This window comes from Rhizobium sp. FG96, from assembly GCF_057808655.1.
In genome coordinates this window covers 238301-257747 of sequence record NZ_JBMDIL010000011.1, presented here as the reverse complement: position 1 = coordinate 257747, position 19447 = coordinate 238301, and the positions used below count along the sequence as shown (strand labels likewise).

Annotated in this window: 20 protein-coding genes; 10 read left to right on the top strand and 10 right to left on the bottom strand. The window is 62.7% G+C overall.

What is annotated here, in order from left to right:
* Window positions 1–248 (top strand): hypothetical protein (locus tag ACODR6_RS22275; protein WP_489024547.1); only part of this gene is annotated, 248 nt, incomplete at its 5' end.
* A gap of 22 nt (window positions 249–270) precedes the next feature.
* On the opposite strand, the gene ACODR6_RS22270 is transcribed toward ACODR6_RS22275, so the two are convergent.
* Entirely contained in the window at window positions 271–918 is a 648-nt protein-coding gene (locus tag ACODR6_RS22270) for a J domain-containing protein (protein ID WP_489024545.1), read from the bottom strand.
* Window positions 919–1251: 333 nt separating this feature from the next.
* Here ACODR6_RS22270 and dusA point away from each other — a divergent pair, with 333 nt between their 5' ends.
* Window positions 1252–2298 (top strand): tRNA dihydrouridine(20/20a) synthase DusA, encoded by a 1047-nt coding sequence (gene dusA, locus ACODR6_RS22265; protein WP_489024543.1) that lies wholly within the window; start codon window positions 1252–1254, stop codon window positions 2296–2298.
* Window positions 2299–2375: 77 nt separating this feature from the next.
* On the opposite strand, the gene ACODR6_RS22260 is transcribed toward dusA, so the two are convergent.
* Window positions 2376–2588 (bottom strand): cold-shock protein, encoded by a 213-nt coding sequence (locus tag ACODR6_RS22260; RefSeq protein ID WP_007533154.1) that lies wholly within the window; start codon window positions 2586–2588, stop codon window positions 2376–2378.
* Between the two features lie 379 nt (window positions 2589–2967).
* A complete protein-coding gene (locus ACODR6_RS22255) occupies window positions 2968–3507 on the bottom strand; it encodes a Pycsar system effector family protein (protein WP_203428689.1) in 540 nt (179 codons plus the stop codon).
* A gap of 112 nt (window positions 3508–3619) precedes the next feature.
* Between ACODR6_RS22255 and ACODR6_RS22250 the strand changes: the two genes are divergently transcribed.
* The 5 genes from ACODR6_RS22250 to ACODR6_RS22230 all read left to right on the top strand — a co-directional run bounded on the left by ACODR6_RS22250 (window position 3620) and on the right by ACODR6_RS22230 (window position 10823).
* Entirely contained in the window at window positions 3620–7273 is a 3654-nt protein-coding gene (locus ACODR6_RS22250; protein WP_489024540.1) for a FecR domain-containing protein, read from the top strand.
* A complete protein-coding gene (locus tag ACODR6_RS22245; protein ID WP_489024538.1) occupies window positions 7273–9246 on the top strand; it encodes a CHASE2 domain-containing protein in 1974 nt (657 codons plus the stop codon). The genes ACODR6_RS22250 and ACODR6_RS22245 overlap by 1 nt, the downstream gene beginning before the upstream one ends.
* A 72-nt stretch (window positions 9247–9318) precedes the next feature.
* On the top strand, window positions 9319–10017 hold the full coding sequence (locus ACODR6_RS22240) for a fumarylacetoacetate hydrolase family protein (RefSeq protein ID WP_489024536.1): 699 nt from the start codon (window positions 9319–9321) through the stop codon (window positions 10015–10017).
* Between the two features lie 9 nt (window positions 10018–10026).
* Window positions 10027–10557, top strand: coding sequence for a gamma carbonic anhydrase family protein (locus ACODR6_RS22235; RefSeq protein WP_489024534.1), 531 nt, complete (start codon window positions 10027–10029; stop codon window positions 10555–10557).
* A gap of 80 nt (window positions 10558–10637) precedes the next feature.
* On the top strand, window positions 10638–10823 hold the full coding sequence (locus ACODR6_RS22230; protein ID WP_489024532.1) for a hypothetical protein: 186 nt from the start codon (window positions 10638–10640) through the stop codon (window positions 10821–10823).
* Between the two features lie 27 nt (window positions 10824–10850).
* On the opposite strand, the gene ACODR6_RS22225 is transcribed toward ACODR6_RS22230, so the two are convergent.
* Genes ACODR6_RS22225 through ACODR6_RS22215 form a run of 3 tightly spaced genes read right to left on the bottom strand, consistent with a single transcriptional unit; the run spans window position 10851 to window position 12935 of the window.
* Complete coding sequence (locus ACODR6_RS22225) at window positions 10851–11249, bottom strand: Fur family transcriptional regulator (RefSeq protein ID WP_112715151.1); 399 nt, start codon at window positions 11247–11249, stop codon at window positions 10851–10853.
* Complete coding sequence (znuB, locus tag ACODR6_RS22220) at window positions 11246–12058, bottom strand: zinc ABC transporter permease subunit ZnuB (RefSeq protein WP_489024561.1); 813 nt, start codon at window positions 12056–12058, stop codon at window positions 11246–11248. Before znuB ends, ACODR6_RS22225 begins: the two co-directional genes overlap by 4 nt.
* The gene (locus tag ACODR6_RS22215; RefSeq protein ID WP_489024530.1) at window positions 12051–12935 is read right to left on the bottom strand and encodes an ATP-binding cassette domain-containing protein; all 885 of its coding nucleotides are present in this window, start codon (window positions 12933–12935) and stop codon (window positions 12051–12053) included. Before ACODR6_RS22215 ends, znuB begins: the two co-directional genes overlap by 8 nt.
* 100 nt (window positions 12936–13035) lie before the next feature.
* Here ACODR6_RS22215 and znuA point away from each other — a divergent pair, with 100 nt between their 5' ends.
* From znuA to ACODR6_RS22200, 3 genes are all read left to right on the top strand, one after another.
* The gene (gene znuA / locus ACODR6_RS22210; protein WP_489024528.1) at window positions 13036–14025 is read left to right on the top strand and encodes a zinc ABC transporter substrate-binding protein ZnuA; all 990 of its coding nucleotides are present in this window, start codon (window positions 13036–13038) and stop codon (window positions 14023–14025) included.
* Between the two features lie 91 nt (window positions 14026–14116).
* A complete protein-coding gene (gene zigA, locus ACODR6_RS22205; RefSeq protein ID WP_489024526.1) occupies window positions 14117–15322 on the top strand; it encodes a zinc metallochaperone GTPase ZigA in 1206 nt (401 codons plus the stop codon).
* Window positions 15319–15489 (top strand): hypothetical protein, encoded by a 171-nt coding sequence (locus ACODR6_RS22200; protein ID WP_489024524.1) that lies wholly within the window; start codon window positions 15319–15321, stop codon window positions 15487–15489. The genes zigA and ACODR6_RS22200 overlap by 4 nt, the downstream gene beginning before the upstream one ends.
* 48 nt (window positions 15490–15537) lie before the next feature.
* Here the strand turns inward: ACODR6_RS22200 and ACODR6_RS22195 are convergent, their stop codons facing one another.
* The 4 genes from ACODR6_RS22195 to mgrA all read right to left on the bottom strand — a co-directional run bounded on the left by ACODR6_RS22195 (window position 15538) and on the right by mgrA (window position 19427).
* Window positions 15538–15861 carry an RcnB family protein gene (locus ACODR6_RS22195; RefSeq protein WP_112715159.1) on the bottom strand — a complete coding sequence of 108 codons (324 nt, stop codon included), beginning with the start codon at window positions 15859–15861 and terminating at the stop codon, window positions 15538–15540.
* A 129-nt stretch (window positions 15862–15990) separates the two neighbouring features.
* Window positions 15991–16488: a GNAT family N-acetyltransferase gene (locus ACODR6_RS22190; protein ID WP_203428681.1), complete on the bottom strand. Its 498-nt coding sequence runs from the start codon at window positions 16486–16488 to the stop codon at window positions 15991–15993.
* A 7-nt stretch (window positions 16489–16495) separates the two neighbouring features.
* Window positions 16496–18109 (bottom strand): glycoside hydrolase family 43 protein, encoded by a 1614-nt coding sequence (locus tag ACODR6_RS22185; RefSeq protein WP_489024521.1) that lies wholly within the window; start codon window positions 18107–18109, stop codon window positions 16496–16498.
* A gap of 286 nt (window positions 18110–18395) precedes the next feature.
* The gene (mgrA, locus tag ACODR6_RS22180) at window positions 18396–19427 is read right to left on the bottom strand and encodes an L-glyceraldehyde 3-phosphate reductase (protein ID WP_489024519.1); all 1032 of its coding nucleotides are present in this window, start codon (window positions 19425–19427) and stop codon (window positions 18396–18398) included.
* Window positions 19428–19447: the final 20 nt, after the last annotated feature.

Below are 19447 nucleotides of genomic sequence, written 5' to 3'. Positions count from 1 at the left end.
ACCCAAAACCGCTGGAGCGAACTCAAAACTGGATAAAACTTGGGGGCAAGGTCACATCGAACGTCACATCGTCAAAAGTCGAAAAAGACTGCGAAGCAATTATCGACATCATTTCAAAGAATGATGATACGTGTATTGCGCTTTGTAACGATATAGCTCGGCGTTTCGCAACTTTGGGGCCAGTTGATCGTGATCGTCTGCGAACGACGCGATTTGTTTCCGAGGTGCGCGACGTGATGTGCAGATGAATTGGTGCTGAGGCAGTCGGCCCTACTCCGCAGCCTCCTCCCGCCGCACCTCAACCTCGCTCTCCCGCTCCGCCACCATCACCAGCGCCTCCAGCTCATAACTATACCCTTCGAGCATCTGATAGGCATGCTCGATCGCCTCGATCTGCCCCTGCGCCTTCTTGATCGCGTCGGTGATCGACTGGCTGCGGGCGCGCAGCATGGAGCCGAGGACGTCGGTTTCGGGGCGGCGGCCCAGGCGGTCGATATGCTGGCGGACGCGGTTGCGGTGGCGCTCCAGTTCCAGGATGTGGAAGCGGTTCTTGACGATGTCGTCGGAGAGCTTGCGGCGGATGGCGGCGACGGGGTCGAAGCTGCCGGGTTCGCGCTCGTCGAGGATGATGTCGTTGACGAGCTTTTCCAGCATCAGCACGCCCTCGATATCCTTGGGGTCGGCGAGCTGGGGGTCGTAGCCGGTATCGTCATAGACGCGGCGGCGCACCGGGTCCTTCAGGAGATCATAGGCGGCCTGCAGCTTGCCGAAATGCTCCGCATCGCCACCGGCGTCGGGATGCGAGGTCTTGGCGGCCTTGCGCCAGGCGCTGCGGATCGCCTGCTCCCCGGCATCGCGGTCAATTCCGAGCATCACATAGGGATCGATCAAACCGCCCACCTCTTCCGCATTTCGCATTCCCGCAGCGCGTCCATTCCCGCCATGTCTCCGGCCGGTGACGCCCTGCAGCATCCTTGCTTCAAGACCTACGCGCTTGCCCCGGATGCATCAAGCCCCGGCCGCGCCGGCCCACATTATTCCGCCGGTCGGGACGAAATTGTGAACTCGCCGCCATTTTCATGGAGAAAGCGCGGCGGCCGGCCGCTGTCGTGCCCGGATTTTGCCGCTCGCTTTCGGGCCGTTTGTTCTGTATAGCACCCTCGTTCCCGGCGGTTGCGCTTCGCGCCCCGCCTTCCCATCTCTGATGGGCCAGATTGTGGCGGGACGGCAGCGAAACAGGATCGAGACGGCATGACGGCGCAAGGCGGCGGGACATCTTTGGCTGAAGGCAGGGCGCATTATTCCAATGGGCCGGCTTTTGCTGTGGCCCCGATGATCGACTGGACCGATCGTCATTGCCGCTATTTCCACCGCCAGATCAGCGAAAACGCCCTGCTCTATACCGAGATGGTCGTCGCCGACGCGATCATTCATGGCCCGCGCGAGCGGCTCCTCTCCTTCGATGCCGCCGAACACCCCATCGCGCTGCAGCTTGGCGGCTCCGATCCGGCAAAGCTTGCCGAAGCCGTCAGGATCGCCGCGCCCTATGGCTATGACGAGATCAATCTCAATGTCGGCTGTCCCTCCGACCGCGTGCAATCCGGCACGTTCGGCGCCTGCCTGATGCTGACGCCGGAGGTGGTGGCGGACTGCGTGCGCGCCATGAAGGCGGTGTCGTCGGTGCCGGTCACCGTCAAATGCCGCATCGGCGTCGACGAGCAGGATCCGGAGGCCGCCCTGCCCGATCTCGTCACACGCGTGCTCGATGCCGGCACCGACGCCATCTGGATCCATGCCCGCAAGGCCTGGCTGAAGGGCCTGAGCCCGAAGGAAAACCGCGAAATCCCGCCGCTCGACTACGACATGGTCTACCGGATGAAGCAGCGCTGGCCCGACGTCTTCATCGGCATCAACGGCGGCATCCATACGCTGGATGAGGCTGAGGCCCACCTCGCGCATGTCGATGGCGTCATGCTCGGCCGCGCCGCCTATCAGAATGCGGCGATCCTTGCCGAGGTCGACCAGCGCTTCTACGGGGCGCCTGCGCGCGAGATGGATTGGGACGCATTGCGCGACCGGATGATGGCCTATGCCGCCGCCCATATCGACAATGGCGGCCGCCTGCAGCATATCGCCCGCCACATGGTTGGCCTGTTCACCGGCCTACCCGGCGCGCGTCGCTACCGCCAGATCCTCTCGACGGATGCGACTAAACCCGGCGCCGGCCCCGACGTCATCGCCGCTGCCTTTGCCGCCGTCGATGTCTCTGCATCGCCGGCGGAAGCCCTCAGCGCCTGATTTCGGACAACGGCCCAAATGAAAAACGGCGCCCCTGAAGGCGCCGTTCTCATTCCTGCCGGAAGGCAGAAATCGAATTAGTTAGCCGAGATGTTGACGGCCTTCGGGCCCTTGCCCATGCGATCCGGCTCGGTGTCGAACGTGACCTGCTGGCCTTCGCGCAGCGACTGGATGCCGGAAGCCTGGAGAGCGGAGATGTGGACGAATACGTCCTTAGCGCCGCCTTCCGGAGTGATGAAACCAAAACCCTTGTCCTGGTTGAAGAATTTTACGGTGCCCTTGGTGGCCATGTGGGATAGTCCTTTTCCCTTAGTCTTGTCTTAGTATCCGCCCCCTCGAGAGGAAGCGGACGGCTTTAGCTTTCGTCCCGAAACCGGGCGCGAAGGGTCAGTCGGAGAAGTCACGTACGGGGAAAGAACGTCTACGAAGCGGTTTCTAGCCGCTCTGCCACCCTTGCGGGAGGGCTACCACATCTGTCCAGTCACCGGCATGCTAATGCCCGAGTACTGCATGACGTGACAGCATTCGGGAAAAAAAGCAAGCGGCAATATTGTGGCATGCTCATGAGCAAGGCCGGAAATGCCAAAGATTCAGATACTTGACCAATGGTAACACTCCACAGCCACTGCTGTTTCAAAACGGGATTCCGTGCCGGAAAAGGACCCGTCGTTACCCGGCGATCAGAAGCAGCACATAAGCGATGACGGTGACCATCAGTCCGCGAAACGCGAGTGTGACGCAACGATACTTGCCGCGCGCAATGGTGGAGAGAATATCGGCATTGTCGAGATATTCGGCGAAGAGATAACGCTCGTCGCGCCGCGCCGCCGCGTCCCAGAAGAGCTGCCGGTGCTCGCCCCAGGTGCCCCAGAATAGCGAGGTGGACTTGGTGAGATGACGCGGCAGCACCACCAGGATCGCCGACAGGATCGAGAAGACGGACGCCGCTGCAAGCAGACCGGAGAACAGAATGTGCTGCAGGTTTCCGTCCGCATAGCGCGTCCATGTAAAGACCGCGCGTACCTCGCTGGAGCTGACGAGAAAGGCAAGCATGAAGGTGAAGATGTAAGCCGCCTTCTGATCGGATATCTTGATCTGATCGTAGAAGATGTCGTTTATCTTCTTGATATGATCGAAATATTCCGATCCGATATCCCCTGTCGAAGGATCGCTCATCATCAGTTCAGTCGCACTTTCGAAATCCGCCACGCACTTAACTCCGCCGCAAAGTGTTTCCCTGATATTACACTTCACAACCAAAGCAAGAGCATAAGTAGAACTCTGCTTGACTTTTGGCGGCACCAAAGACAAACGCTTTTCTATGAGGGGTAGATTTACGAATTCCATGTCCGCCGTGATGGCGTTGACTGTGGCAGCGTCTTTTGTTGCGCGGCCGGCAGCGGCCGACCCTGTTTTGCGCGCCGAACCGGCAGCCGGTTCCGTCATCGACCGCAAGATGGGCGAGGAAGTCCGCTTCGTCGATCTGTCGAACTGGCAGAATGTCGATCTGCACCAGGATCTGCTCGGCGGCGACGTGCTGCGCACCAATGCATCCGGCCAGCTCGCCATCCTCTTCGCCGACCGCACCCAGGTTCGCCTCGGCCGCAACTCGGCGCTGCAGGTCAAGAAGATGGCGCGCGACGGCGACACGATCCTCAACCTGCAATCCGGCACCATGTGGGCCCGCGCCCAGCGCGGCGGAACGGGGCTGACGGTCGAGACCCCGGCTGCGGCCGCCGCTATCCGCGGCACGGACTGGACGCTGACCGTCAAGGGCGACCAGACCTCGCTGATCGTGCTCGAGGGACAGGTCGAGCTGAAAAACGACTATGGCAGCGTCCAGGTGGCCGAGGGCGAAGGCGCCGTCGCCACCATCGGCCAGGCGCCGCGCAAGCTCGTCATCGTTACGCCGGATGATCGCGAGCAGATGCTCTTCTACCTGACGCTGCGCAGCGGCTTCACCTTCATGCCCGCCTCGCCGCTTCCGGTGCAGAAGATGCGCAGCGAGCGCGGCCGCATCGAGGCCAAGGCGCCCGGCGCCCGCAGCCCCGAGGACTGGCTGACGCTTGCCGAAGTGCAGCTCTCGCTCGATGGCCGCCAGAAGGCACTGCAATCGCTGGCAGAGGCTCGCGCCTTGGGCCTCTCGGGGTCGCAGCGCACCCGCGCCGATTTCATCGAGGCGCTGATCGCAGGCGCCGAGAAGCGCTATGACGATGCGGCGAAACTCTTTGCCGACGCCGAACGCTCCCTCGATCCGCTGCGCCGCGGCATCGCCGCCTACGGCGGCTATTATGCCCGGTCGCTCCGCGATCCCTCCCGTAGCGAGAAGCCGCCGGCGAGCGTCACCGGCCCCTACGCCGCGGTGATGAAGGCCTATACGGCAGGCTTCCTCGAAGACATCCCGGCAGCGATCGCCACGATGAAGCAAGCCGAAGCGCGCTACCCTGACGACTCGACGCTTCCGGCGCTGCGCGCCCAGCTCGCGCTGCTGATCAACGACCGCGTCCAGATGCAGGATGCTATCGCCCGCTCGCTGGCGATAGACCCGCAGGATCCGAACGCCCTGCAGGCCCGCGCCCGCATGCGCGCCGATTATCAGGGCGATCTCGAAGGCGCCCTCGCCGACTTGAACGCAGCGATCGAAGTGGCGCCCGGCTCATCCATGGCCTGGAACGACCTCGGCCTGCTTCAGGATGCCCGCGGCGCCTCGCGCGAAGCCGAAGCCACGCTGAAGAAAGCAATCGAGCTCGATCCCGACGATCCGATCGGCCACGCCAATCTGGCAATTCTCTATCTCGACCAGTCACGGATGAAGGAAGCCAAGCACGAGATCGACCTCGCGCTCGCCGCCGACCCGGCCTTCGACATCGCCCTTCTCGCCCGCGGCCGCTACTATCTGCAGATGGGCGAGATGGACAAGGCGATCGACGATCTCCTGGCGTCTTCGACGGCCAATCCGGCGCATTCGCAGGCGCAGCTTATGCTCGCCGCCGGCCACTACGAAAAGGGCGACCGCGTCCTCTCCGAACAGGCGCTCGACAATGCCGACCGGCTGGACAAGAACGATCCGGTAATCTCGTCATTCCGCACCGCCGTCGCGATCGACGATTACGATCCGGATGGCGCGCTTGAGAATGCCCAGGAATTCCTGCGCCGCTCCAAGGCCCGCGGCGGCCACTACGGCTCGCTCGGCGCCAATCAGGATGCCGGCTCGACGCTGAACAACGCCTTCCGCCTGCGCGGCCTCAACGCCTGGGGCCGCTATTACGGCGATGCGGTCTTCGACCCCTTCGCCGGCAGCGGCTATGTCGACCAGTCGATCCGCGGCAACATCCGCCCCTTCGCCAATACCGAGATCTTCGACGACGAGATCGATCTCTACAAGCTGAACTCGAACAGCTTCTCGGCGCTCTTGCAGGGTCTGCTGCTCGATCCGCACATGCTGTCGGGGCGCTCGCGCTCCGCAAATCTTCTGCGCCGCCCGTTTCTGGAGGGTTCGCTTGGCGCGGGCTTTATCAATTCGGCTGGCGAGACGAAACCGACGGGTGAAGCGGAACTGCAGGGTTTTGCCAACGCGCCGTTCCCGGTGAGCGGGTATCTGAATTTGACGTGGGTGCAGACGCCGTATGGCGGCGATTATGCACCGTTCCTGACCAGTCCTGCAATTTTCGGCGGCCCAGGCAGCTTTGACGGAAACATTCGTAATTTGTCCGGCAACGGATATCTGACGGCCACGCCCAATCCGGACGACCGCTTTGTGCTTTACGCCAATCACTCCGACAGCCGGCTGGATCAGTCAATCGACTTCCCCACTGCGGGCTACACCGAGAGCGACGACATCGATACGAAGTCAACGGCGGCCGGTCTGGGCTGGAGCCACACATTCGGCTATCGCAATGTTGTCAATGCCGCATTCTTCTACACGAGTGCCGAACAAAACGTTGAACAGGAGCTCGTCGCTCCGCCGTTAGTGCGCATCGCCGACAGCGTGCAGCGCAACTATGTGGCAGCGATCAATCATCTGTATGGCGTCGAAGATCTGACCTGGCGCTACGGCATCGAGGGCGGCTTTGCCGACGTAAGAGCTACCGACCCATTTTTCACTTCGGTCGATGAGCGGATCGGTATCGGTCGGGTCTATGTCGATCTGCTTCACGAGATTACCCCAAGCCTCAAGGCGGAATACGCGCTTTTCGGCACAGTCATGGACGGCGGCTCGACGGATGTCGCGAGACTGGAGCCGCGTTTCGGCGTCGCCTGGGCGCCGCTCGACGGTCAATGGCTGCGAGCGGCCTTCATGCGCCAGAGCTACGACATGGGCTCGCCGACCTTGTCACCGATCGGTGTCGTCGGCATCCAGGCCAATCAACCCTATTCCGGCATTGACGGCTATACGGACACGATCGCGCTCCAATGGGATGCGCAGTGGACCGATCGGCTGTTCACCAGCATTGAATACCAACATCAGGAAATTCGCGACCTCGATCTGGCCTATCCGGTAGCGGGTCCCTTTATTCCCTATCTGCCCGGCGGGCTCAGCATCAGCAAGGCGAATATCGATCGTGTCAGCGCAACAGCCAACGTTGCGCTCGCCTACGGCTTCGGCGTTTCCGCAACTGTCGCCTATTCCCACTCCAAGAATGAAGATACGAGCAGCGCCGGCTTCGGTGATGCCCTGCCCTACATTCCCGAGAAGAGCGGTCAGCTCGCCCTCACATGGGTCAACGAAGCGAACGTCAAGGCGACGGTCGCGGCAAACTACATCGGTGAACGCCAGGGCGACGGCGGCCTCGGCGGCACAGATCGCCTCGACGACTACTGGACGCTCGACGCCAACCTGATCTGGGAGCCGCTCGACAAGCGTTTCGCCCTCGAAGCCTCTGCCTTCAATCTTCTTGACGAAGATTTCGAAGTGGCACCGGGCGTGCCGGGCTGGGGGCGTGCGGTCAAGGGCAGCCTGAAGATCCGCTTCTGATGCGCTCCAATCCCCGCCAGTCCATCCGCGCTCCCGGCTGGCCGTTCAGCAGCCGGCCGGTCAGGCTTGCCGTGCTGGTGCTGGCGACGCTGGTGGCGATTTCGTTTCTATCGCGGCTGCCCGCGTGGTCGCTGCTCGAGCTCCGGAGCTTCGACTATCTCTCGACGGTCGATGATCCGCTGCCGCCCGAGGATGCGCCCGTCATCGTCGCGATCGACGAACCGGCGCTGGCGCAGATCAACGCCCAATGGCCCTGGCCGCGCCGCCTGCATGCCGACCTGATCAAGGCGCTGCGGGCCGCCGGCGCCAAGGCGATCGGCCTCGACATCATCATGGCCGAGCCGTCGTCTCCCGAGAATGACGCGGCAATCACCACAGCCTCTGCACCCGATCTGGTGCTTGCCGGTGATGAAACGCTGATCCAGGCGCCGCAGGCCGACCAGCTGATCCGCACCACGCCAATGCCGCAGTTCACGGCCGCCGGTGCCAGAACCGGCATCGCCTCGATCGAGCTTGGCGGCGACGGCACCTTCCGCACCATTCCCGCCTATCGCGACGGCTTTGCCGTGATGCTGGCCGCCGCCGCGGGAAAGGCGGCCGAGATGCCGCCCGCGGGGGCAATGATCCAGTCCTTCGGCCCGGCCCGAAGCTATCCGACGGTCTCCTATTATCAGGCGCTCGATCCGCCGACTTTCCTGCCCCCTGATTTCTTCAGGAACCGCGTTGTGCTCGTCGGCCTCAGCCTGCAGAACGCACCCGAGATCGACAAGGGCGGCGCCGATACCTTTGCGACACCCTATACCGTCCACACCGGCAAGCTGGTGGCGGGTGTCGAGATCCAGGCAACGATCTACGACAATATCGTCCACCGCTTCTATATCGCCAGGGGCGCGCTGCCGCTGGTGGCGCTGGCGATCCTCGTCGCGGCGATCCTCGCGGCGGCAACGGTCTGGCGCTCCACCAGCTGGCTGACGCTCGCGGCCGCGATTGCCGCGATCGGCGTCTTCGCTGCCGCAAGCTTCGCCGGCATCCGTTTCGGCCATATCTTCGTCTCGCCGCTCGGCCCGTCGATCGCCTATATCGCCGTCGCCTTCGGCCAGGCTGCCTTCGACTTCGCCGAGGAGCGTCGCAACAAGCAGCAGATCACCCGCGCCTTCTCGCAATATATCTCGCCGGAACTCGTCAAGCGGCTGACGGAAGATCCCTCGCAGCTGAAGCTCGGCGGCGAGCGGCGCACGCTCTCGGTGCTGTTTTCGGATGTGCGCGGCTTCACGACCATCGCCGAGACGATGAAGGACGATCCGGAGCAGCTGACGACACTGATCAACCGGCTACTGACGCCGCTGTCCGAAGTGGTGATGAACCATGGCGGCACGATCGACAAATATATGGGCGACTGCATCATGGCCTTCTGGAACGCGCCGCTCGACGACCCCGATCATGCCATGCATGCCGTCACGGCATCGCTGGCGATGCAGGAAGAGATCACCAAGCTCAATCGCGAGCTGGAAACCGAAGCCAAGGCCTTTGGCACGCCGCTGCATGTGCTGAAGATGGGCGTCGGCATCAACACCGGCGAATGCGTCGTCGGCAACATGGGCTCCACCCGCCGCTTCGACTATTCCTGCCTCGGCGACAGCGTCAACCTCGCCTCACGGCTGGAGGGCGCCTCGAAGAATTATGGCGTCGCGCTGCTGCTCGGCGAGACCACGGCATTCCTGGTCAGCGGCAGATACACGATCGCCGAGCTCGACCGCGTCATCGTCAAGGGCAAGACCGTCCCTGCCCCTGTCTTCACCATTCTGCACCGGGCCAATGACGATGCGCTAGCCGCCCACGCGCTGTTCCTGCAGGCGAAATATGCCGGCGAACTGGTCGAGGACGATCCCCGCTTCGACGTGATGGCGGCGATGATCCCGGAACTTTCGGGCTATTACGCCGTCATGCGCCACGACGCGGCACAGGACCGATAATCGCGCCAGCGTCCTTTCCCTGCGTCACCTTTTACGTCTAAGATCGCGCACCGATAACAGCAAGAGCATGCCATGTCCGCCGATCTCAAGACCGTCATCCCCGTCCCGCAGCCCGTTCTGCTTCCCATCGAAGGCAGCGCCGATTTCTTCCCCGTGCGCCGCGTCTATTGCGTTGGGCGCAATTATGCCGACCACGCGATCGAGATGGGGCATGACCCGAGCCGCGAGCCGCCGTTCTTCTTCCAGAAGAACCCCGACAACCTGCTGCCCGCCGGAAAGCCCTTCCCCTATCCGCCACTCTCCGAAGATGTGCATTACGAAGCCGAATGCGTGATCTTCCTGAAGGAAGGCGGCGAGAACATTCCGGTCGAGAAGGCGCTTGATTGCATCTATGGTTACGCGATCGGCATCGATTTCACCCGCCGCGACCTGCAGGCCGTCGCCAAGAAGATGGGCCGCCCGTGGGAGGTCGCGAAAGCCTTCGAATTCTCCGCACCGGTCTCGCCGATCGTCCCCGCCGATGAACTCGGCCATCCCGCAAGCGGCCGCATCTGGCTCGATCACAATGGCAAGCGCGTCCAGGAAGGCGATCTCAACCAGATGATCTGGAAGGTGCCGGAGATCATCGCCGAGCTCTCGAAACTCTTCATCCTGGCACCCGGCGACGTGATCATGACCGGCACGCCCGCCGGCGTCGGCGCCGTCGTCAAGGGCGATACCGTCGAATGCGGCATCGATGGCATCGCCACCTTGACCGTCACCGTCAGCTGAGGAATTGCCATGCCGGTCTATGCGCTCGGAGGATTGACGCCACGCCTTCACGCAAGCGGTCTTTACTGGATCGCTCCGGATGCGCATGTGATCGGCGATGTCGAACTCGGTGAAGGCGTCGGCATCTGGTTCGGCGCGGTGCTGCGTGGCGACAACGAGCCGATCGTCGTCGGCCGCAACACCAACATCCAGGAAGGCGCGATGCTGCATACCGATCCAGGCGCGCCCGTGACGATCGGCGAAGGCTGCACCATCGGTCACCACGCCATCGTCCACGGCTGCACCATCGGCGACAACGCGCTGATCGGCATGGGCGCGACGGTGCTGAACGGCGCCAGGATCGGCAACAATTGCCTGGTCGGCGCCAACGCGCTGGTCACCGAGGGCAAGGAATTCCCCGACGGCTCGCTGATCGTCGGCTCCCCCGCCCGCGCGATCCGCACGCTGGATGAAAAGGCGATCGAAGGGCTGAAGCGCTCGGCTGAGAAATACGTGTCGAACTGGCAGCGGTTCGCGCGCGATCTCAGGCGACTAGACTAAGGGATTACGGCCAGAAATCCCCTCCAAGTTGAAAGGCACCCCGTCGATATCTACACTAGGATCGTCTGGGGGAGGATCGGATGGCCATTTACATCATTTCATTCGCTTTGAGTTTTGCCGTCATCATAGGCCTGAACTTCGCCTTCTCGGCGGACGGCAACTGGAGCCATTGGCTCTACATGTTTGCCATCGTCGTGGCCTTCCAGCTGATCATGCGCCTCTTCGTCCGGCGGCAGGCCAAGGACGGCAAGACCAAGCAGCAGTAATCGCTGCTGGCCTGCATTTGACGAAGCCTAAGCGGCGCAGCTCTCGCAAACGCCGCGGATCTCGATCGTCGTCTTCTCGGCCTTGAACTTCTTGGCGCGCATCCGGTCCATCAGCCGGTGATCCACCTCGTGGTCGTGGAATTCGATCACCTGGCCGCAGCTTTCGCAGATGGCGAAGGCGACGGTGCCGTGGTTGTGGCAGTTCTCGTCCGGATGGGCGCAGACGACGAAGGAGTTGATGCTTTCGAGCCGGTGAACGACGCCATATTCGAGCAGCTTGTCGAGCGCCCGGTAGACCTGCAACGGCGCCCGAAAGCCGTGATCCCTGAGCTTGTCGAGGATCGTGTAGGCGCTGAGCGGCCCTTCGGATTTTTCCAGGACGTCATAGACCAGGGCCTGGTTCTTGGTCAGCTGCGGCGTGTTCATGTGCCTTGTCCTTGCGCTTGTCTGCGTCCCAGCCGCGGCAGCAGGCTGAGGATGAAGAGGATGAGTGCGGCCACCACGATCGACGGGCCGGAAGGCGTGTCATAGGTCAGCGAGCCGAACAGCCCGCCGACCACGGCAACGGCGCCGATCAGCGATGCAAGCACCGCCATGATCTCAGGCGTCGGCGAAAAACGGCGGGCTGCCGCGGCCGGAATGATCAGCAGCGAGGTGATCAGCATGATCCCGACGATCTTCATGGCGATGGCGATAACGACCGCCATCAGCAGCATGAAGAACAGCCGCGCCCTTTCGGGCTGCATGCCCTCGGCCTCGGCAAGCTCGGGATTGACGGTGGAGGCAAGCAGCGGCCGCCAGAGCCAGGCGATCGCCGCGACGACGAAGATGCCGCCACCCCAGATGACCGCGATATCGCTCTTGGAGACGGCCAGGATATCGCCGAACAGGAAGGCGATAAGATCGATGCGCACCCAGCTCATGAACGCGACCATGACGAGACCGATCGCCAGCGTCGCATGCGAGAGAATGCCGAGCAGCGCATCGGCCGATAGCGCCTGGCGCTTCTGCAGGAGAAGCAGCAGGATCGACACCGTCGCCGCCACGCCGAAGACGGCGAGCGTCAGGTTGAACTGGAAGAGCAGCGACAGCGCCACGCCGAGCAGCGCCGAATGGGCGATCGTGTCGCCGAAATAGGCCATCCGCCGCCAGATGATGAAGCAGCCGAGCGGCCCGGTGGTCAGCGCCAGACCGACGCCGGCGAGGATCGCGCGGACGAAGAAATCGTCAAGCATGGCGCTCTCCCGCATGGTGATGATGGTGATCGTGCCCGTCATGATCATGACCGTGCGCGTGGTCATGATCGTGGTGATGACCATCCTCCGGATGGCAGTGATCGGTCACCGTTCCATCGGCATGCTGGACGCGGCCGTCGGGCAAATGCGTGTGGTCGTGATGGTGGCTGTAGACGGCAAGCGTCTGCGCCGCGCGGCTGCCGAACAGGCGCACATATTCCGGGCTCTGGCTGACCGTCTGCGGCGTACCGCGGCAGCAGACATGGCCGTTGAGGCAGATGACCGTATCGGTCTCGGCCATGACGACATGCAGGTCGTGCGAGATCAGCAGGATGCCGCAGCCGGTATTGTTTCGGATCTGCTTGATCAGGTCGTAGAGGGCGATCTCGCCGGAGAAATCGACGCCCTGCACCGGTTCGTCGAGCACAAGCAGATCGGGCTTGCGGGCAATGGCGCGGGCCATCAGGGCGCGCTGGAATTCGCCGCCGGAGAGGTGTTGAACCTCGGCATCGAGCATATGCGCCATGCCGGCCGCCTCAAGCGCCGCCATCATTTCCTTGTCGGCGAGCGGCCCCGTAAGCGTCATCAGCCGGCGCACGGTGAGCGGCAGCGTCCAGTCGACCGCAAGCTTCTGCGGCACATAGCCGACCTTCAGGCCGGACAGGCGCTCGACCGTCCCCTCATCCGGCTTCAACACGCCGATGGCCGCCTTGGCGCTCGTCGATTTGCCGGAGCCGTTCGGGCCGATCAGCGTCACGATCTCGCCCGGCGACACCGAGAAATCGACGCCGCGGACCAGCCAGCGCCCATTGCGCCTGATGCCGACATTGTTGAGGGAAACCAGCGGCTTCGCCTCTGTATTGGCGGGAGATAACATAATTTTCCTGATGTGCTGTTGCCTCATGCTATCGCACACGTTATAGCATTACGCAATTGATGTAATAACATAACAAACGCTATTCAAGCGGAGCGTGCACATGAAACTGGCCGCCGGCCTCTCCCTCGCCCTTCCGGCCCTGCTTCTGGCGGGCGCAACCCAGGCCGCCGATGCGCCTGTCGTCGTCACCTCGATCAAGCCTGTCCATTCGCTGGTCGCCTCGATCATGCAGGGCGTCGGCACGCCGGAGCTGATCGTCGATGGCGCGGCCTCCCCGCATACCTACAGCATGAAGCCCTCGAATGCGCGCACGCTGCAGGACGCCAAGGTGGTGTTCTGGGTCGGTCCCGGCCTCGAGGCCTTTCTGCAAAAGCCGCTTGAATCGCTGGGCTCCGATGCCAGCATTGCCGAGCTAGACGATGCGCCGGGCCTCACCAAGCTGAAATTCCGCGAAGGCGGCGCCTTCGAGCCGCATGACGATGGCGACGAGGCAGAAGCACACGATCACGACCATGCGGAAGCCGCCGGTCACGACGATGACGATCACGGGCATGATCATGGCCACGGCGAATTCGATACCCATCTCTGGCTCGACCCCGCCAATGCCAAGGCGATGGCGGCCGAGATCACCACGACGCTGGTTGCCGCCGATCCGGCCAACGCGCTGACCTATCAGGCCAATGCCAAGACGCTTGATGACAAGCTGGATGCCCTCGACAAGGAACTGGCCGCCACCGTCGCACCCGTCAAGGACAAGCCCTTCATCGTCTTCCACGACGCCTACCAGTATTTCGAGCACCGCTACGGCATCAAGGTCGCCGGCTCGATCACCGTCAGCCCGGAAACCATCCCAGGCGCCGAGCGCGTTTCGGAGATCCACAAGAAGGTCGCCGAACTTGGCGCCACCTGCGTCTTCGCCGAGCCGCAGTTCGAGCCGCGCCTCGTCGATGTCGTCATCGAAGGCACCAAGGCGAAGTCGGGCGTCCTCGATCCGGAAGCCGCCACGCTGGAAGCCGGTCCCGATCTCTACTTCACCCTGATGCGCGGCATTGCGGCCAGCATGAAGGATTGCCTCAGCCGCGAGAGCTGAGCTTTCGAATATCGACAAGAGAGGCGAGCCCTTCCGCTCGCCTTTTTCAGATCACCATATGTAATGGTATAACATTAATACAGAGATATCCATGGATAACAGGCTCCCGGTCACCGTCCTGTCCGGCTTCCTCGGCGCAGGCAAGACGACGCTGCTCAATCATGTCCTTTCCAATCGACAGGGCATGCGCGTCGCCGTCATCGTCAACGACATGAGCGAGGTGAATATTGACGCCGCGCTGGTGCGGGATGGCGGCGCCAATCTGTCGCGCACCGAGGAACAGCTGGTCGAGATGACCAACGGCTGCATCTGCTGCACGCTCCGCGACGACCTGTTGACCGAGGTCCGCCAGCTCGCCGAACAGGGCCGGTTCGATTACCTGCTGATCGAATCGACAGGCATCGCCGAGCCCCTGCCCGTCGCCACCACATTCGAATTCCGCGATGAGGCCGGCGAAAGCCTCTCCGATCTCGCTAGGCTCGACACCATGGTCACCGTCGTCGATGCCGCCAATCTGCTTGCGGACTACGCCTCCACCGATTTCCTCGCTGATCGCGGCGAGACTGCAGGCGATGGTGACAACAGGACGATCGTCGATCTCCTGGTCGAGCAGATCGAATTCGCCGATGTCGTCATCCTCAACAAGACCGGCACCGCAACGCCGGAGCAGCGCGATGCCGCCCGCATCATCATCGCCGGGCTGAACCCGGATGCCAAGCTGATCGAGACGGATTTCGGCCGCGTCGAACTCGCAGACGTCCTGGGCACCGGCCGCTTCGATATCGACAAGGCCGAGACCCACCCGCTCTGGTACAAGGAGCTGCACGGCTTCCGCGATCATGTGCCAGAGACCGAGGAATATGGCATCCGCTCCTTCGTCTATCGCGAGAAGCGTCCCTTCCATCCCGGAAAACTGCAGGCCTTCCTCGATCGCCCCTGGCCGGGCGTCGTCCGTTCGAAAGGCTTCTTCTGGCTGGCCACCCGCCCGCATTATGTCGGCGAGATCAGTCAGGCCGGCGCCATTGTCCGCACCGGCAAGATGGGTCTGTGGTGGACGGCGGTTCCGAAGGAGCAGTGGCCGCGCGATCCCGGTTTCGAAAAGAACATTGCGCCCTATCTCGATCCTGTCTGGGGAGATCGCCGCCAGGAAATCGTCTTCATCGGCGCCGATCCGATGGACGAGGCCAAGATCCGCGCCGGGCTGGACGCATGTCTCGTCGATGCCGCGGATTTCACGCCCGAGAAATGGCGCGATCTTCCCGATCCCTTCGCCAGCTGGGCGTTGCGCGCCGCATGAGCGAGAGAGCAAAGGCCTTCCGTTGCGTCTGCGAGGAATGCGAACCGCTGCCGCCGATCCCCGGCCTCGGCATTCCCGAGCCGCAGCCAAACAAAGCCAAGGCGCTCGCAGCAGCACTCCTCAAGGCAGCCATCGCGCGCAAGCCGGCTGCCGGTCAGGATAAATGAAAAAGGGCGGCATCACTGCCGCCCTTTCTGTTTCATTCCCGCAACCGCTTAGCGGCCGGCGATGATGCTGGTGATGATGCCGGTGGCGACGCCGACCAGCAGGAAGTCGTTGTCGACCTTTACCCAGTGATATCCGCGCGGCGGAGCCGACAGGCGGTAGCGGCGGTAGTCGCGAACGTCAGCCATCCGGCGGCGCTCGGCGGCGGTGACGCGATGACCCTTGGTCCAGCGGTACTTCTTGACGATGACCTGCTTGTGAACGTTCTTCTCGACGACAACCGGGCGGCGATAATCGTTGGCGCTGGCTTCCGAAGCAACGATCGGCGACAGCAGGAAGGAGGCGGAGAGAAGAGCGGCGAAGAACTTTTTCATTGGGGTTTCCTCGTGTTGAACACGCCCCGAAATTACGTCCATAAAGATGAACCGAATCTGAAATTTTAATTAAACTTCTGTAATCCGGACAAAGGCTTATGCCGGATATCTAATGTAGCTTTCGCGGCGTCAGCGGCGCACGATTGCCATTGAGATGACGTCGAGATAGCGCCCGTCGATGCAGACGAAGTCCTTGCCGATCCCCTCCCGAACGAAGCCGACGCGCTCGTAAAGCCGGATGGCGCGGGCGTTATCGGCGTGGACGTTGAGCTCGATGCGTACCAGCCCCTTCGACTGGGCATCCTCAATCGTCGTCCTGATCAGCCGCTCGCCAAGCCCTCTGCCGCGAAACGCCGGCAGGATGCCCATGCCGAGCGCGCCGCCATGGGCATGGATAGGCTGCGCGTGGCGGCGGATATCGCACCAGCCGGCCACCGCGCCGTCGGCGATCGCCACGAATTGCGAATGGCCGTTGGCAATCATATCCCGTACGAAGGCCCGCGTGCTCTCGAGCGGCGGCGCCTCGAGGAAGGTCAAGTAGCGCCGCTCGCGGGCGACGGTATCGAGCGCTTGATGAAAGCCGTCGATATGCTGCTCGGCGATCGGGACGATGTCGATATCGTTCATTGTTCCCTCACAGCTCCTCGTAATTGAACCAGTCGAAATCGGCCGTCTTCGCCCTGCCCGACGTATCGAAGGCAAAGACGCCGGCAAAGGCGCCGGTAAACGAGCCATGCTCGCCGCGCCCGCCCTCGTCGGAAACGACGCCGGCATCGAGCTCGGGGCCCACAGGTTGCCAGGCCCCCATGCCCTCGGTCTGCCAGAAGAACTGCAACCCGTTCTCGCGAATTTCCATCGACAGCTGGACGCGGCCCTCGGCCGGCACGGCGGCACCACTGCCTGCCGGGAAGCTCAGCCGCCCATTCGGATAATCGCCATCGCAGGAGAGCACTGTCACGCAGCGCCCGAGCTTCTCATGCAGCGTCACTGCGACGGCATGGAACTTGTGGCGGTTATAGTAATGCGTCAGGCCCGCCACCTGCTGGTAGGTATCCGGCTGGAACTCGACGACCGTCTCGGCGCGGAAGCTGTGATGTTCCTGGCGGCGTGCCACCAGCGACTGCTCGAACCAGGAGCCGATGCTTTCGCGGGCGACCAGCCGGAGATGACCGGGCCGTTCCGTCAGATTGAAGATGCGCTGCGGCTCCGGCGTGCGCAGCCACTGGAAATCGGCTGGCAGCTTGCCGCCGTCGAAACTGTACTCGGTGCGAACGGGCTTTTCGGCAAGCGTCGCGCCATTCAGGCCGGGAACCTCGACATCGGGCACGACGGTGCCGCTTTCGAGATAGAGCCAGCCATCCTCCTTCCACACGCATTTCTGCAGCGCCGTCTCCCGCCCAAGCGTGCAGCGCCGCTTCGGCGGCATCGGCCGCCCGCAGAGATGGGTGTGATAGACCTGCCCATCCGGCGTCTCGACATATTGCCCATGCCCTGCCCGCTGCAGCACGGCGCCCGGCTGGTCCTTGGAGGTGATCAGGTGCATGTCCGGATGCATCTCATAAGGACCATCGATGCTGCGCGAGCGCGCCATCGTCACGGCATGGTCGTAGCCCGTGCCGCCCTCGGCGGTGGTGAGATAATAATAGCCGTTCTTTCGGAAGAGATGCGGCCCCTCGACGAGCCCCAGCGGGCTGCCGGCAAAGATGTTCTTGATCGGCCCGACGAGCGAGCGCGTCTTCGCGTCCCATTCCTGCAGCAGGATGCCGTCGAAGGCCGGTGATTTCGGCGCCCCGCCGTAGCTCTCGGTCCGGTGGTTCCACTGCATGTTGACGAACCACTTGCGGCCGTCCTCATCATGAAACAGCGACGGGTCGAAGCCGGAAGAATTCACATAAACAGGCTCGGACCACTCGCCGTCGATCGTCGGCGACGTGACGATGTAATTATGCGCATCCTTGAAGTTGCCGTCGAAGCGCTTGACGTCGGTGTAGACGAGCCAGAACAACCCGTCAGCATAGGAAAGACAGGGCGCCCAGACGCCGCAGCTGTCGGGGTTGCCACGCATGTCGAGCTGCGACTTGCGCTCCAGCGGGCGGCGCACCAGCGTCCAGTTCACCAGATCGCGCGAATGATGGATCTGCACGCCCGGATACCACTCGAAGGTCGACGTCGCGATGTAATAGTCCTCGCCGACACGGCAGATCGACGGGTCCGGATTGAAACCGGGCAGAATGGGATTGCGGATCATGGCGGCTCCTCCAGAATTTGCGGTACGTACGTCAATTTCGCCGGGGCTGTGAGCATTAATACCCGTCTCCCCCCCTCATCTCTGTGCTCTTAGGCCTACGCCCACGGGATGCCACAGAGATCCAGCCGCCGCGCGTCCGCGCGGCGAGAAGAGTCTTACCGGCCCAAGGACTTGGGCCGGCTGGATCCTGTGACATCCCGTGGGCGTAGCCCTAAGGGCACAGGAATGAGGGAGCATGGTGAAACGTTGTCCGCCAAACTCCCCCGGGCGTCATCAATCACCCAGCCTATTCCAGCTCAGCCGACTTAGCCCACAGATTGATATCCGCTTCCTTGGCATAGACATCGATCTGCTTCAGCTCGTCTGCGGTGAACTCGAGATTGTCGAGCGCCTTGACGCAATCGACGATCTGCGAGGAGCGGCTGGCGCCGATCAGCGCCGAGGTCACGCGGTCGCCGCGCAGCACCCAGGCGATCGCCATCTGCGCCAGCGTCTGGCCGCGCTTCTCGGCGATCTCGTTGAGCTTCTTGATGTTGTCGATGATCGAAGGACGGATGAAGTCCTTCTTCAGGAAGTGGTTCTGCGCCGCGCGGCTGTCCTGCGGGATACCGCCGAGATACTTGGTGGTCAGCATGCCCTGCGCCAGCGGCGAGAAGACGATCGAGCCCATGCCCGTTTCATCGAGTGTGTCGAGCAGCTTGTCGTCCTCGACCCAGCGATTGAGCATCGAATAGCTCGGCTGATGGATCAGGCATGGCGTACCGAGTTCCCTAAGGATCGCGGCCGCTTCGCGGGTGCGCTGCGAATTGTAGGACGAGATGCCGACATAGAGCGCGCGGCCGGAGCGGACGATATGATCAAGCGCGCCGCAGGTCTCTTCCAGCGGGGTCTCCGGGTCGAAGCGGTGCGAATAGAAGATATCGACATAGTCGAGGCCCATGCGCTTCAGGCTCTGGTCGCAGGACGCGATCAGATACTTGCGGCTGCCCCACTCGCCGTAAGGACCCGGCCACATGTCGTAACCGGCCTTGGACGAAATGATCAGCTCATCGCGCAGGCCTGCGAAATCGGTACGCAGGATCTCGCCGAACGCGGTCTCGGCGCTGCCGGGAGGCGGGCCGTAATTGTTGGCGAGGTCGAAATGGGTGATACCGAGATCGAAGGCCGTGCGGCACATGTCGACCTTGCGGTCATGTGGCGTGTCGCCGCCGAAATTGTGCCAGAGGCCGAGAGAGACGGCAGGCAGCTTCAGGCCGGAACGGCCCGTGCGGTTGTATTTCATCTTCGAATAACGGTCGGAAGCCGGTTGCCAGCTCATGGTTCTATTCCTTTAAGAAA